Raw genomic sequence first — 13,007 nt, 5'->3', positions numbered from 1 at the left:
GCTTGAGATGATTGGAAACCTCTTCGGCACCTGATATAGTTGGGTATGGCTGCAAGCGATCTGCGAGATCTTCTGGAACGTGCCCAGACTTGGCCCGAAGAGGCCCAGAACGAGCTGGTTGCGATTGCCAGCGAAATCGAGAGCGAACTGCTCGGCGGCGAGTATGTTGCGACGCAGGAAGAGCTGCGAAGTATCGACGCTGCGTTAGCCTCCATAGATCGCGGCGAGTTCGCTACGGATGCCGAGGTCGCAGAAGTCTTCGCGAAATTCAGGCGCGGATGAAGGTCGTCTGGTCCCGAGAGGCGCTTGCTGACCTCGAAGACATTGCAACCTATTATGCCAGCAACGCCAGCCCAGCGATCGCCGATGCCATCGGACGAAGATTTGCGGATGTTATCGAGCGCGTCCGGCGTGCGCCTTTCTCATCGCCACGGGTCACACAACGTTCCCAAGTCCGCGTGGCAACGGTCGTCCGCTATCCATTTCGGATATTTTACCGTGTCACCGGCGAGTTCGTTCATATCGTCCATATCCGCCACGCGTCGCGGCGGCCCCTTGCCGGACTGAACGAGCCGGAAAGCCAATATGGTTCGCCTCGGACCTGAGAACGGCTGGTTCGCAGTAGGCGCGGGAAGAGGTGAGACACCCAGTGCCACTGACGCTGGTCGCGAACAGCGGAAAGATGGTGGGCACGGCGCTGGCACCTTTGCCCACCCTACAGCACTGTGCGCCTACTCCGCGGTCCAGCCGCCGTCTATCGAGAGGTTGGTGCCGGTGATCTGGGCGGCGTCGTCGCTGCACAGGAACAGGGCGAGCGCGGCGACCTGCTCGGAGGTGACGAACTCCTTGGTCGGCTGCGCATCGAGCAGCACATCGTTGATGACCTGCTCGCGCGTCAGATTGCGTGCCTTCATCGTGTCGGGGATTTGCTTCTCGACCAGCGGGGTCCAGACGTAGCCGGGGCTGATGCAGTTGCAGGTGATCTTGTGGGTCGCGACTTCCAGCGCCACGGTCTTGGTGAGGCCGGCGATGCCGTGCTTGGCCGAGACGTAGGCCGACTTGAATGGCGAGGCCACTAGCGAGTGCGCCGACGCCGTGTTGATGATGCGGCCCCAGCCCTTCTTCTTCATGCCGGGCACTGCGGCGCGGATGGCGTGGAAGGCCGAGGACAGATTGATCGCGATGATCTGGTCCCATTTCTCCGGCGGGAATTCCTCGATCGGCGAGACGAACTGGATGCCGGCATTGTTGACGAGGATGTCGACCGAGCCGAACGTCTTCTCGCCGAGCGCGATCATGCCGGCGACCTCGGCGGGCTTGGTCATGTCGGCGGGCGAGTAGACCGCCTTGACGCCGAAATCGGATTCGATCTTGGCGCGCTCCTTCTCGATGTCCTCCGGCGAGCCGAAACCGTTGATGACGACGTTGGCACCGGCGCCGGCGAAGGCGCGCGCGTAAGCGAGCCCGATGCCGCTGGTCGATCCGGTCACGAGGGCGTTCTTGCCTGACAGAGTACCCATTCTATTCGCTCCTTTTTGCCGGGGGCGCGGTGACGTCCCCCGTGAGATCGTAGGTCACCATGGTCTCGCCGGACTGCGGCCGCTCCAGCCAGTCCTTGTGGCGCATCGACAGGTGCACGTCACGAACGCCGGCCTCCCAATGCTCGACCATGGCAATGTGCGAGAAATCGTAATCCTTGGACGAGGATTCGTAGTTCTTGCTGCGGTAGATCAGATGCACCACGGTGACGGTGCTTTCGCGCGACACTTTCGCCAGGAATTCGACGGAAGGATCGTTCTTGAGATAGTCCGGCAATTTGCCGATCAGATCGCGCACGGCCCTGCGGGCGTTGTGCAGCTGCTTGTTCTTGTCGGTGTTCATCCGCGTGCGGCTGGAATAGCGGATGTCCTTCTCGCGCTCGGCGGCCTCCAGCAGCGAGTTCGGCAGGTCGCCGCGCGCGGAAAACAAATCGACCTGAAAGATCAGCATGTCGCGTTCGACCTCGGCATCGAGCACGTAGTCGAGCGGAGTGTTGGAGGCGATGCCGCCGTCCCAATAATGCTCGCCGTCGATGACGACGGAGGGAAAGCCCGGCGGCAGCGCGCCGGAGGCCATGATGTGCTCGGGGCCGATCTTCTTGCCGAGCTTCTTGAACGCGTAATTGTCGAAATATCTGAAATTGCCCGAGGTGACGCCGACCGCGCCGACCGACAGGCGTGTCTTCAGATCGTTGATGCGGTCGAAATCGACGAGTCGCTCCAGCGTCTTCTTCAGCGGCGAGGTATCGTAATAGCTTTCGGCCTCGCGATGCCCCGGCGGCCACAGCGGCGCCGGCGGAATGCGTGGCGTGAAGAAGCCGGGCACGCCGAACGTCGCAATCAGCGCGGCACTGGTGGAATTGAACAGCTCGCGGCTGCGGTCGCTCTTGCCGACCGGCTTCCACGGCACCGGGGCCGACACCATTTCCCAGAATTCCTTGAGCCGCTCGACGCGGGTGTGCCCCTCATTGCCGGCGATGATGGCGGCATTGACCGCGCCGATCGAGATGCCGGCGACCCATTCCGGATCGAAGCCGTAGCCACACAGCGCCTGGAAGGCGCCAGCCTGGTACGAGCCGAGCGCGCCGCCGCCCTGGAGGACCAGGACGCGCTGCGCATTCGTGGGGATTGTTGCGGTTTCCGGACTATGATCGGTCATGCGGGAACAATAGCAAAAGGCTGGCCACCGTGGCGACACTCCGCCGCGACGTCAATGCATCCCCGGGATCAAGTCTGGCTTATCGAGGCTCGGTGGAGGCCAGGATCATGGTCCAGAACACCTTGTATTTGGTGCCTGGAGCATAGCTCGCCGCGATGCCCAATTTTGTGACACCGCTCTTGAGCATGTTCGCGCGGTGCGGAGGCGAGTCGCGCCAGCCGGAAAACGCTTCCGCCAGCGTATGATAGCCGGCCGAGATGTTCTCGACCGCCACGGTGGCAGGATAACCGCCAGAGGCCAGACGCTTGGCGAGCGGCGCGCGGACGTCGTGGTCCATCTTGTTGGCCGCCGCCATCGCGCCCGATTGGGATTCGGCGAGCCGAGTCAAATCCGGGTCGACCACGACCGTACCGAGCCCGTTGTTCTGGCGGTATTGCGAGATCATGATCGCAGCTGCCTGGACGTCGAGCTTGGAGCCCGGGACCGCCATGTCGGCATACATCGACGGCTGCTGGACCGGCGCTTCGTTGCCGGCACAGCCGGCGAGCAGCAACATGATCAGAATTGCGGCCGCAGCGCGCATGAATCGGGGCCCCCAAATGAGGGGCTGTTGTTGCATACCAACAATGGCTGAAAGGTGAATTTTGAAGAGAATTTGAGCCGTCATTCCGCGGCGGAATGACGGCGGGGCTTAGCCCGCAAAAATCCGGTAGCGACGCGGATTGAGGCCGATGGTGTCGCCGGCGCGCAGTTCCTTGTCGCGGGGGGCGTCGATTTCGATGGTCTCGCCGCCGGACAGGGCTACTTCCGCCCGCTGCACCGGACCGAAATTGCGGACGTGCTGGACCGCGCCCTCGAAGGCGCCGCTGCCGGGCGGGCCGACCAGCATGTCATGTCGCCGCACGAACAGCTTCGACGCGCCAGGCGCAAGCCCATCGGCCGCCAGATCGAGCTGCCGGTCGCCGAGCCGGATCGCACCATCGCCGATCTGGATCGGCAGCACGATGGATTCGCCGATGAAGCCGTGCACGAACGCCGTCGCCGGATTGTCGTAGACATCGTCGGGCGAGCCGATCTGCTCGATCCGTCCCTTGTCCATCACCACGACGCGGTTGGCGACTTCCAGCGCCTCCTCCTGGTCGTGCGTGACGAAGATCGAGGTGACATGGATCTCGTGATGCAGCGAGCGCAGCCATTTGCGCAGCTCCTTGCGCACCTTGGCGTCGAGCGCGCCGAAGGGTTCATCGAGCAGCAGAATGCGCGGCTCGATTGCAAGCGCACGGGCGAGCGCGATGCGCTGACGCTGGCCGCCGGAGAGCTGGCTCGGATAGCGGTCGGCGAGCCAGTCGAGCTGCACCAGATCGAGCAGCTCCTTGACGCGCGAGCGGATCGCAGCCTCATCCTTTCGGACCGCGCGCGGCTGCACGCGGAGGCCAAAGGCAACGTTCTCGAACACCGTCATGTGGCGGAACAGCGCATAATGCTGGAACACGAAGCCGACGTGGCGCTCGCGGGCTCCTTGCGCCAGCGCGTCCTCACCGTTGAAGGAGACTTCGCCCGAGTCCGGCCAGTCGAGGCCGGCGATGATCCGCAGCAAGGTGGTCTTGCCGGAGCCGGACGGACCGAGCAGCGCCAGCAGCTCACCGTCGTTGACCTTGAGATCGACGCCGTCGAGGGCAGCAAAACTGCCGAATTTCTTGACGAGATTCTTGACTTCAATGGTCACTGGCGTCTTGTCCTTCGTCGAGATGACGTTCGAGAATGGTTTTTGCGATCAGCGTGATCAGCGCCAGCATTGCGAGCAGCGAGGCGATCGCGAAAGCGGCGACGAACTGGTATTCGTTGTAGAGGATCTCGACCAAGAGCGGCATGGTGTTGGTCTCGCCGCGGATGTGGCCGGAGACGACGGAGACCGCACCGAACTCGCCCATCGCGCGCGCGTTGCAGAGCAGGACGCCGTAGAGCACGCCCCATTTGATGTTGGGCAGGGTGACGCGGAAGAAGGTCTGCAGGCCGGAGGCGCCAAGCGAGATCGCAGCCTCCTCCTCCTGCGTGCCCTGCTCCTGCATCAGGGGGATCAGCGCGCGCGCCACGAAGGGGAAGGTCACGAAGGTGGTGGCGAGCGCAATGCCGGGGACCGCGAACAGGATCTGGATGTCGTGCTCGCGCAGCCAGCTGCCGAGATAGCCTTGCGCGCCGAACAATAGCACGAAGACGAGGCCCGAGATCACCGGGCTGACCGAGAATGGCAGGTCGATCAGCGTGATCAGGAAGGTCTTGCCCGGAAACTCGAATTTTGCAATCGCCCAGGCGGCGACGAGGCCGAACACCAGATTGAGCCCGACCGAGATCGCCGCGACGATCAACGTTAGCTTGATCGCCGCCATCGCCTCCGGCTCGGCGAGCGCGGCGAAATAGGCGAGGATGCCGCGCGAAAATGCCTGCGCGAACACGACGACCAGCGGCAGCACGACGAAGACGGTGAGAAACAGCAACGCCAGCGTGATGATGACGATGCGGACGGCGCGCGGCTCGGTGCGCAAATTGTTCCGCGCCGCCGCCGCGTGCGCGCGTGCCTGCGAGTCGGAGGCCGAGAGCGACACGGAATCTGCGATCTGCATCGTCATGGTCCGCCCTCAGCGCGCCGGGATCCGGCTCTGCGCCCAGCGCTGGAGCCGATTGACCGCGAAGATGATGACGAAGGAGACGACCAGCATGACCACCGCAATCGCGGTCGCATCGGCGTAACGGAATTCGGACAGGCGTATCACGATCAAGAGCGGCGCGATCTCGGAGACGTTGGGCAGATTGCCGGCGATGAAGATCACCGAGCCGTATTCACCGACCGCGCGGGCGAAGGCGAGCGCGAGGCCCGTGAGCAGCGCCGGCGCGAGCGAAGGCAGGATCACGCGAACGATGGTCTGCAAGCGGCTGGCCCCCAGGCTGCCCGCGGCTTCCTCGATTTCAGGGTCGAGATCCTGCAGCACCGGCTGCACGGTGCGGACAACGAAGGGAATGCCGATGAAGATCATGGCGACGAAGATGCCGACCGGCGTGAACGCCACCTTGAGGCCGAGCGCGGCGAGCGGCGCCCCCAGCCAGCCCTTCTCGGCGAACAGCGCCGTCAGCGCGACGCCGGCCACCGCCGTCGGCAGCGCAAACGGCACGTCGACGATGGCATCGAAGATGCGGCGGCCGGGGAAGCGGTAGCGCACCAGCGCCCAGACGATGATGCTGCCCATCACCAGATTGACGCAAGCCGCCGCAAAGGCGAGGCCGAACGAGACGCGGAGCGCGTTCAGGGTGCGGCGGCTGGAGAGGATGTTCCAGAACTGCTCGGGGCTGAGCTCAAGCGATCTCAGGAACAGGCCGGCGAGTGGAATCAGGATGATCACGGACAGCCAGGAAAGCGTCAGTCCCATGGTGAGACCGAAGCCCGGCAATGTCCGGCGTCGTGCTGCGAGTGCGCTCACCAGGCCCCCTGCTAAAGCCCCCTACGACAGCGCCCGATCAGTTCTTGTAAATCTGATCGAAAACGCCGCCGTCTGCAAAATGTTCCTTCTGTGCCTTGGTCCAGCCGCCGAAGACGTCGTCGATCGTGAACAGCTCGACCTTGGCGAAGGAATTTTCATACTTTTTGGCGGTCTCGGCATCGCGCGGACGGTAGAAATTGCGCGCGGCGATCTCCTGCCCTTCCTTGGTGTACCAGTATTGAAGGTAGGCGTCAGCCGCATTGCGGGTGCCCTTTTTGTCGGCAACCTTGTCCACGATCGCGACCGGCGGCTCGGCGAGGATCGACTGCGGCGGTGCAACGATCTCGAACTTGTTCGCACCGAATTCCTTGAGGGCCAGGAACGCCTCGTTCTCCCAGGCGAGCAGCACGTCACCGACGCCGCGCTCGACAAAGGTCACAGTGGCGCCCCGGGCGCCGGTATCGAGCACCGGCACCTGCTGGAAGAGCTTCCCGACGAAGTCCTTGGCCTTGTCGGCCGAACCGTATTTCTTTTGCGCAAAGCCCCAGGCGGCAAGATAATTCCAGCGCGCGCCGCCCGACGTTTTCGGGTTCGGGGTGATGATGGCAACGCCCGGCTTGATCAGATCATCCCAGTCCTTGATGCCCTTGGGATTGCCCTTGCGCACCAAGAACACGATGGTCGACGTGTAGGGCGACGAATTCTGCGGCAGCCGCTTCTGCCAATCCGTCGCGGTGAGGCGCTTGCTCGCGATAGCGTCGATGTCATAGGCCAGCGCCAGCGTCACCACATCGGCCTGCAAGCCGTCGATCACCGCGCGCGCCTGCGAGCCGCTGCCGCCGTGCGACTGCTTGATCTCGACGCTCTTGCCGGTTTCCTTCTGGTAGGCGCTCGCGAACGCCTTGTTGAACTCGACATAGAGCTCGCGCGTCGGATCGTACGACACGTTCAGCAAATTGATGTCGGCGGCCAGAGCCGAGCCTGCCCAGAACCCCGTCGCGAGCAATCCTGCGGCGAGCGGAACGATACGGCGCATCATGTCCATCTCCATTCACCTCGACGACATCGGCGTCATCGACGGCAGGCATAACTCGTGGCGAAACGCTCTTGTGTCAACGGAACCCGATTTTCTTGTTCGCTAGCTCGCAGCGTGACTGTGCTACGAAGTCTTCATCGTATGGATGCCGCATTCTGTCTTGGCCCGGCCGCGCCACCGGCCGGCGCGTGCATCCTCGCCCTCAGTCGTTCTGCTGGTGCAAGGCATACACCCAACCGACAGGAATCCTGACACAACCAGAGGGTGCCGCGGCAATTTAGCGCGGGTGAAGATCGCCTCGATCTCCTCGCGCGAGACGTTGGCGAAGGGATTGAACTTCAGCCGCGCGCCATCGTCCTCGACGACCGGAATGTCGGCGCGCGCATTGCCCTGAAAGCGCTTGCGGCCGTTGAGCCAGGCGCCGAACGGCTTCAGCGCACGCGCCAGCGGCTCGACCTTGCGGATGCGGCAGCAGGCGTCGGGATCGGAGAACCAGAGGTCGCGGTCGGGATCTTCGCGCGACAGCGTCTCCTCGGCCGGCTTGATCGAGCGAACGTCCTTCAGGCCCAGCGTCGCAATGAGCGTATCGCGATAGGCCAGCGTCTCCTCGAACAACCAGCCGGTGTCGAGAAAGATCACGGGGATTGCGGGATCGACATCCGACATGACCTTCAACAGCGTCGCCGATTCAGTACCGAACGAGGACACCAGCGCAAGCTTCTCGCGCCCGACCGTCTTCAGCGCCGCGGCAATGACCTCCGCAGGCGAGGCATCGCGCAAGGCGCGATCGAGCTCGTCCGCCGAAGGTAGCGCAGACACGGGCGAAACCTGAGGCGCGATCGCGTTCACGTGCCGACCCCTTCGGAGTGGCGCAATTGCATGCGCCGGTGCAGCGCTGTGATGCGGCCATCGCCGGTCGGCTGGTAGAACACCGAATAGCGCTTCGCGGTCTGCATGAAGGCCTCCGCATCGGCCTGCTTCTTGACCTCGAAGGCATCGAAGCCGGCGCGCAGCATGAACACGAACTGGTCGCGCAGCACCTGACCGGTCGCGCGCAATTCGCCGCGGTAGTTGTAACGTTCGCGCAGCAGCCGCGCCTGGCTGTAGGCGCGCCCGTCACGGAAGGTCGGGAACACCAGCGCGACGGCGGCGATCTGGCCGAGATACGGCACGAGCTCGGCGATGTCGCGATTGTTGGGCCAGATCACCCCGACCTTTCCGGCGCGCTTGAGCAAGCCCTCGGCCTCGCCGAGGAAGCGCTCGGCGGGCACCAGGATGTCGCCGCCCTCGGGCAGCGGCGTGTCGACGGCGAGCTTGACGAAGCGGTCGTCCGTGATCTTTCCGCCATTAACGAGTGGCATAGACGCGCTCCTTGAAGGGTTCGACGCCGAGGCGCTTCACCGTGTCCATGAACAGCTCTTCGGGCCGCTCGCGCAGCGCCAGATAGGCTTCCACGATGTCCTCGACCACGTCGGCGACCTCGTCGAACTTGACGCCGGGACCGATCAGGGTGCCGAGCGCGGCGTTCTCGTCGGCACGGCCGCCGATGGTGATCTGGTAGACCTCCTCGCCGTTCTTCTCGACGCCGAGAATGCCGATATGGCCGACATGGTGATGGCCGCAGGCATTGATGCAGCCGGAGATGTTGATGTGCAGACGGCCGATCAGGTTAGCGAGCTCGTGATTGGCGAAGCGCCGCGTCAGCTCCTGCGCGATCGGAATCGAGCGGGCATTCGCCAGCGAGCAATAGTCGAGCCCGGGGCAAGCGATGATGTCGGTGATCAGGTTGACGTTGGGCGTCGCCAGCCCGAGCTTGTCGAGCGCCTTCCACAGTGCCGGCAGGTCGCGCTTGGCGACGTGCGGCAGCGCTAGATTCTGCTCGTGGCCGACGCGGATCTCGCCGAAGGAATATTTGTCGGCAAGATCTGCCAGCGCGTCCATCTGCTCGGCGGTGGCATCGCCCGGAGGCCCGCCGGTCGGCTTCAGCGAGATCGTGACGATGGAGTAACCCTGCACCTTGTGCGGGGCCACCGAGTTCTTGCGCCATGCCTCGAAATCGGGGTCGGCCGCGGCCTGGCGCAGCTCGTCCGGCATATGCGGCAGCTTCTCGTAAGCCGGATAGGTGAAGCGCGAGCGGATGTCCTCGATCACCTCCTCGTCGATCTGGAGCGAGGAGTTGCGGATATGCTGCCACTCGTCCTCGACCTCGCGCGAGAATTTCTCGATGCCGAGCTCGTGCACCAGGATCTTGATGCGCGCCTTGTAGATGTTGTCGCGGCGGCCGTACTGATTGTAGACGCGTAAGATCGCCTCGATGTAGCTGAGGATGTCGCGGCCGTGCACGAAGTGCTTGATGGTCTTGGCGATGAACGGCGTCCGGCCGAGACCGCCGCCGACCAGAACCTCGAAGCCGGTCTCGCCCTTCTCGTTCTTGATCAAGCGCAGGCCGATGTCGTGGATCTTGATCGCGGCGCGGTCGTGGTCCGAGGCGGTGATCGCGATCTTGAACTTGCGCGGCAGGAACGAGAATTCCGGATGCAACGTGGTGTGCTGGCGGATCAGCTCCGACCAGATGCGCGGATCCTCGATCTCGCCCGGCGCGACGCCGGCCCACTGGTCCGAGGTGACGTTGCGCATGTTGTTGCCGGAGGTCTGCATCGCGTGGATGCCGACCTTGGCGAGGTCTTCGAGCGCATCCGGCAGCTCGGCGAGCTTGATCCAGTTGAACTGGATATTCTGCCGCGTGGTGAAGTGGCCGTAGCCGCGATCGTATTTGCGCGCGACATGGGCGAGCGCCCGCATCTGGTTCGTCGCCAGAGTGCCATAGGGAATCGCGACGCGGAACATATAAGCGTGCAGCTGCAGATAGACGCCGTTCTGCAAACGCAGGATCTTGAACTCGTCCTCGGTGAGCTCGCCGGACAGGCGCCGCTTCACCTGGTCGCGGAACTCCGAGACGCGCTCGTTGACGAGCGTGCGGTCGATTTCGTCGTAAGCATACATAAGTGGGTGCCTTAAACCTGGGCCGGCTGTCCGATGGTGACGCCGGTGCGGCGAATCTGTTCGCGCAGATTGCCGGGGAGGACCTTGCCATCGTCGCCGATCTGCACCGGCGCGATATAGGGGCCGATGGCGCCGACGTCATCGGCCACGGCTTCCGCAAGCAACGCCTTGGCCTCGTCGGAGTTGCGCACGATCGCGGCTTCCGACAGCTCGGCGGACCAGCTGTTGGCGGCGGTGCGGTAGACCACGATGCCGTCCCAGGTGCGGTTGGCGGTCACGACCGAGGGGCCGGCGATACGGATCTTCTTTTGTTCGAGCGGAGAGGTCATTCGGCTGCATCCAATAGGTCAGAGATGATTTGTTTGGGTGTCTGGCGGCGAAGCGAGCCGGCATGCCGGACCACGTCGCCGATGATGAGGATGGCGGGACCGCCATGGATCCGCCGCACCAGTTCCGGCAGATCGCGCAGCGTGCCAATTGCGCCTTGCGCATCCGGCCGCGTGACGCGGGCGAACACGCCGACCGGCGTCTCCGGCGAGCGGCCGGCCGCGAACAAGCCTGCGCGCACGGCGGGCGCTGCGGTCATGCCCATGTAGACCACGACGGTCATCTTGGTGTCGGTCAGTGTCGACCAATCCACGTTCTCTGCATCGCGGGCCTTGTGTGCGGTGAGGAAGGTGATGCGGGTCGCTTCGTGGCGATAAGTGAGCGGCACCTCGAAATCGGCGGCGGCGCCGAGCCCTGCGGTGATGCCGGGAATGATCGAATAGGCGACGCCGGCGGCGCGCAACGCTTCCACCTCTTCGCCGCCGCGGCCGAACACGAAGGGATCGCCGCCCTTCAGCCGCACGACGCGCTGGCCCGATTGCGCGGCCTCGATCATGCGCTTGTTGATGGCGTCCTGGCCGATGCCGGGCTTGCCCACGCGGCGGCCGACCGCAAAGCGCGTGGTGTCGCGGCGAATGCGGTCGAGAATCTCGGGCGAGACCAGCTCGTCATAAAAGACGATGTCCGCGTCCTGCAGCGCGCGCAGCGCCTTGATGGTGAGCAGATCGGGATCGCCGGGGCCAGCGCCGACCAGCGCGACGGAGCCTTCCGGCTTGTCGGCGCGCGCGAACGCGGTGGGATCGGAGATCGCCTTGAGCGATGCATCGGCTTCGCTGTTGCGGCCGGCGAGCACGGCGGCGCCGATAGGACCGTCGATGACGCGCTCCCAGAAGCGGCGGCGCAACGGAAACTCGGCGATGCGCTCGTTGATCGACTTGCGGAAGGTGCCGATGAACTCGGCGAGCTCGCCAATGCGCGCCGGCAGCAGCGCCTCGATCTTCTCGCGCACGCGCCGCGCCACCACCGGGGAGGTGCCGCCCGTGCCGACCGCGACCACGACATCGCCGCGATCGACGATGGCCGGAAAGATGAAGCTGGAATGCTCGAGGTCGTCCATGACGTTGACGGGCAGGCCAGCCGCTTTGGCGCGAGCCGACATGGCGACACCGACATCGCCTGCGCCGGCGCAAACGACGGCGATGACGCCGGAAAGATCCGCCGTGAGCGGATCGCCCGCCGCGATCTCGATGCGCGCGGAGTCTTCGGAGCCCAGGCCAAGGTCATGATTGCCGTCGATCGCATGCACGCGCAGGCGCGCGCCGGCAGCGGCGAGCACGCGCAGCTTGGCGCGCAAAAGCTCGCCCGCCCCGATGAGGACCACCGGGCCGGCCTTGAGATCGAGAAACACCGGCAAGAACCGCATGTGATACTCGCTTCCCCACAAACGGGGTTGACTGGAATTATTTTCTATATATGTCTCGTTTCGAGCGCGCAAAGAGAAATTTTTTCTTCTCTTCCGCACCGCAACTATAGAATTTTCGCCTCCAAACGCAAAGTGGCAGAGATGCATCTTCTCAAGGACGATTCCGCTGCTGATCGACTGAGCAATCCGGCGCTGGCTGAGCGCGTGCGCGCGCAAGAATTTGCTGCCGAACTTGCCTCGAGCATGGACCATCTCGACCAGCTCGAAGCGCAGAGCATCTACATCTTCCGTGAGGCCTTTGCCCGGCTGAAGAAGATTGCCCTGTTGTGGTCACTCGGCAAGGACTCCAACGTCATGATCTGGCTGGCGCGGAAAGCCTTCTTCGGCAAGATGCCGTTCCCGGCCCTTCACGTCGATACCGGCAAGAAGTTTCCGGAGATGTATCGCTTCCGCGATCATTACGGCAAGGAATGGGATCTCGATCTGCGCGTCGAGCCCTGCCCGCCGATCGATGCCGTCGACCCAACGCTGCCGCCGGCCGCCCGTTCCGCCGCGCGCAAGACCGAGGGCCTCAAGATGGCGCTCGCAAAGTATGGCTTTGACGGCCTGATCGCCGGCATCCGCCGCGACGAGGAAGCAACGCGCGCCAAGGAGCGGGTGTTCTCGCCGCGCGGCTTGGAGGGCAATTGGGACGTGCGCGACCAGCCGCCGGAATTCTGGGATCATTTCAACGCCTCGCCGCCGCAAGGCGCGCATCTGCGCATCCATCCGATCCTGCATTGGACCGAGGCCGACATCTGGGCCTACACCAAGCGCGAGAACATCCCGATCATTCCGCTGTACCTCGCCAAGAACGGCAAGCGTTATCGCTCGCTAGGTGACCAGGACATCACCAATCCGGTTGCCTCGAATGCCTCGAACATCGACGAGATCCTGATCGAGCTCGAACAGACCAAGGTGCCGGAGCGCTCGGGGCGCGCGCTCGACCACGAGACCGAGGACGCCTTCGAGCGCCTTCGCGTCGCCGGCTATCTCTGATCAAGGACGC

Annotated in this window: 15 protein-coding genes; 3 read left to right on the top strand and 12 right to left on the bottom strand. The window is 64.1% G+C overall.

What is annotated here, in order from left to right; all coding sequences use genetic code 11:
- Nucleotides 1-45 precede the first annotated feature (45 nt).
- Together ACTEK7_RS18935 and ACTEK7_RS18930 are read left to right on the top strand one after the other, a co-directional pair.
- Complete coding sequence (locus ACTEK7_RS18935; RefSeq protein WP_057028137.1) at nucleotides 46-282, top strand: GNAT family protein; 237 nt, start codon at nucleotides 46-48, stop codon at nucleotides 280-282.
- Nucleotides 279-605 (top strand): type II toxin-antitoxin system RelE/ParE family toxin, encoded by a 327-nt coding sequence (locus ACTEK7_RS18930; RefSeq protein ID WP_225134638.1) that lies wholly within the window; start codon nucleotides 279-281, stop codon nucleotides 603-605. Before ACTEK7_RS18935 ends, ACTEK7_RS18930 begins: the two co-directional genes overlap by 4 nt.
- A gap of 126 nt (nucleotides 606-731) precedes the next feature.
- Here the strand turns inward: ACTEK7_RS18930 and ACTEK7_RS18925 are convergent, their stop codons facing one another.
- The 12 genes from ACTEK7_RS18925 to cysG form a co-directional block, all read right to left on the bottom strand.
- Nucleotides 732-1,520, bottom strand: coding sequence for a 3-hydroxybutyrate dehydrogenase (locus ACTEK7_RS18925; RefSeq protein WP_225126393.1), 789 nt, complete (start codon nucleotides 1,518-1,520; stop codon nucleotides 732-734).
- A gap of 1 nt (nucleotide 1,521) precedes the next feature.
- Nucleotides 1,522-2,697 carry a DUF3734 domain-containing protein gene (locus tag ACTEK7_RS18920; RefSeq protein ID WP_035998231.1) on the bottom strand — a complete coding sequence of 392 codons (1,176 nt, stop codon included), beginning with the start codon at nucleotides 2,695-2,697 and terminating at the stop codon, nucleotides 1,522-1,524.
- A 79-nt stretch (nucleotides 2,698-2,776) separates the two neighbouring features.
- Nucleotides 2,777-3,280, bottom strand: a complete 504-nt coding sequence (locus ACTEK7_RS18915; RefSeq protein WP_035998228.1) for a CAP domain-containing protein — start codon at nucleotides 3,278-3,280, stop codon at nucleotides 2,777-2,779.
- 108 nt (nucleotides 3,281-3,388) lie between these two features.
- Nucleotides 3,389-4,423: a sulfate/molybdate ABC transporter ATP-binding protein gene (locus tag ACTEK7_RS18910; RefSeq protein WP_035998225.1), complete on the bottom strand. Its 1,035-nt coding sequence runs from the start codon at nucleotides 4,421-4,423 to the stop codon at nucleotides 3,389-3,391.
- Nucleotides 4,413-5,324: a sulfate ABC transporter permease subunit CysW gene (gene cysW / locus ACTEK7_RS18905; protein ID WP_035998223.1), complete on the bottom strand. Its 912-nt coding sequence runs from the start codon at nucleotides 5,322-5,324 to the stop codon at nucleotides 4,413-4,415. Before cysW ends, ACTEK7_RS18910 begins: the two co-directional genes overlap by 11 nt.
- 9 nt (nucleotides 5,325-5,333) lie before the next feature.
- Nucleotides 5,334-6,170, bottom strand: coding sequence for a sulfate ABC transporter permease subunit CysT (cysT, locus tag ACTEK7_RS18900; protein ID WP_074447692.1), 837 nt, complete (start codon nucleotides 6,168-6,170; stop codon nucleotides 5,334-5,336).
- 37 nt (nucleotides 6,171-6,207) lie between these two features.
- A complete protein-coding gene (locus ACTEK7_RS18895; RefSeq protein WP_225146403.1) occupies nucleotides 6,208-7,209 on the bottom strand; it encodes a sulfate ABC transporter substrate-binding protein in 1,002 nt (333 codons plus the stop codon).
- A 120-nt stretch (nucleotides 7,210-7,329) separates the two neighbouring features.
- A complete protein-coding gene (locus tag ACTEK7_RS18890) occupies nucleotides 7,330-8,055 on the bottom strand; it encodes a phosphoadenylyl-sulfate reductase (protein WP_109142443.1) in 726 nt (241 codons plus the stop codon).
- On the bottom strand, nucleotides 8,052-8,567 hold the full coding sequence (locus tag ACTEK7_RS18885) for a DUF934 domain-containing protein (protein ID WP_035998199.1): 516 nt from the start codon (nucleotides 8,565-8,567) through the stop codon (nucleotides 8,052-8,054). Before ACTEK7_RS18885 ends, ACTEK7_RS18890 begins: the two co-directional genes overlap by 4 nt.
- The gene (locus tag ACTEK7_RS18880) at nucleotides 8,554-10,209 is read right to left on the bottom strand and encodes a nitrite/sulfite reductase (RefSeq protein WP_109142442.1); all 1,656 of its coding nucleotides are present in this window, start codon (nucleotides 10,207-10,209) and stop codon (nucleotides 8,554-8,556) included. Before ACTEK7_RS18880 ends, ACTEK7_RS18885 begins: the two co-directional genes overlap by 14 nt.
- Before the next feature lie 11 nt (nucleotides 10,210-10,220).
- Entirely contained in the window at nucleotides 10,221-10,538 is a 318-nt protein-coding gene (locus ACTEK7_RS18875) for a DUF2849 domain-containing protein (RefSeq protein ID WP_225146402.1), read from the bottom strand.
- Nucleotides 10,535-11,959, bottom strand: coding sequence for a siroheme synthase CysG (cysG, locus tag ACTEK7_RS18870; RefSeq protein ID WP_225146401.1), 1,425 nt, complete (start codon nucleotides 11,957-11,959; stop codon nucleotides 10,535-10,537). The genes ACTEK7_RS18875 and cysG overlap by 4 nt, the downstream gene beginning before the upstream one ends.
- Before the next feature lie 243 nt (nucleotides 11,960-12,202).
- Here cysG and cysD point away from each other — a divergent pair, with 243 nt between their 5' ends.
- Nucleotides 12,203-12,997, top strand: a complete 795-nt coding sequence (gene cysD, locus ACTEK7_RS18865) for a sulfate adenylyltransferase subunit CysD (RefSeq protein WP_035998209.1) — start codon at nucleotides 12,203-12,205, stop codon at nucleotides 12,995-12,997.
- Nucleotides 12,998-13,007: the final 10 nt, after the last annotated feature.

This window comes from Bradyrhizobium sp. JHI2711, assembly GCF_056156565.1.
This window is presented reverse-complemented; position numbering and strand designations above follow the sequence as displayed.

What these genes read in the sequence shown, in the direction of transcription:
- ACTEK7_RS18935 (WP_057028137.1), top strand. Translation starts at nt 46, where the DNA reads ATGGCTGCAAGCGATCTGCGAGATCTTCTGGAACGTGCCCAGACTTGG.
- ACTEK7_RS18930 (WP_225134638.1), top strand. Translation starts at nt 279, where the DNA reads ATGAAGGTCGTCTGGTCCCGAGAGGCGCTTGCTGACCTCGAAGACATT.
- ACTEK7_RS18925 (WP_225126393.1), bottom strand. Translation starts at nt 1,520, where the DNA reads ATGGGTACTCTGTCAGGCAAGAACGCCCTCGTGACCGGATCGACCAGC.
- ACTEK7_RS18920 (WP_035998231.1), bottom strand. Translation starts at nt 2,697, where the DNA reads ATGACCGATCATAGTCCGGAAACCGCAACAATCCCCACGAATGCGCAG.
- ACTEK7_RS18915 (WP_035998228.1), bottom strand. Translation starts at nt 3,280, where the DNA reads ATGCGCGCTGCGGCCGCAATTCTGATCATGTTGCTGCTCGCCGGCTGT.
- cysW (WP_035998223.1), bottom strand. Translation starts at nt 5,324, where the DNA reads ATGACGATGCAGATCGCAGATTCCGTGTCGCTCTCGGCCTCCGACTCG.
- ACTEK7_RS18895 (WP_225146403.1), bottom strand. Translation starts at nt 7,209, where the DNA reads ATGATGCGCCGTATCGTTCCGCTCGCCGCAGGATTGCTCGCGACGGGG.
- ACTEK7_RS18885 (WP_035998199.1), bottom strand. Translation starts at nt 8,567, where the DNA reads ATGCCACTCGTTAATGGCGGAAAGATCACGGACGACCGCTTCGTCAAG.
- ACTEK7_RS18880 (WP_109142442.1), bottom strand. Translation starts at nt 10,209, where the DNA reads ATGTATGCTTACGACGAAATCGACCGCACGCTCGTCAACGAGCGCGTC.
- ACTEK7_RS18875 (WP_225146402.1), bottom strand. Translation starts at nt 10,538, where the DNA reads ATGACCTCTCCGCTCGAACAAAAGAAGATCCGTATCGCCGGCCCCTCG.
- cysG (WP_225146401.1), bottom strand. Translation starts at nt 11,959, where the DNA reads ATGCGGTTCTTGCCGGTGTTTCTCGATCTCAAGGCCGGCCCGGTGGTC.
- cysD (WP_035998209.1), top strand. Translation starts at nt 12,203, where the DNA reads ATGGACCATCTCGACCAGCTCGAAGCGCAGAGCATCTACATCTTCCGT.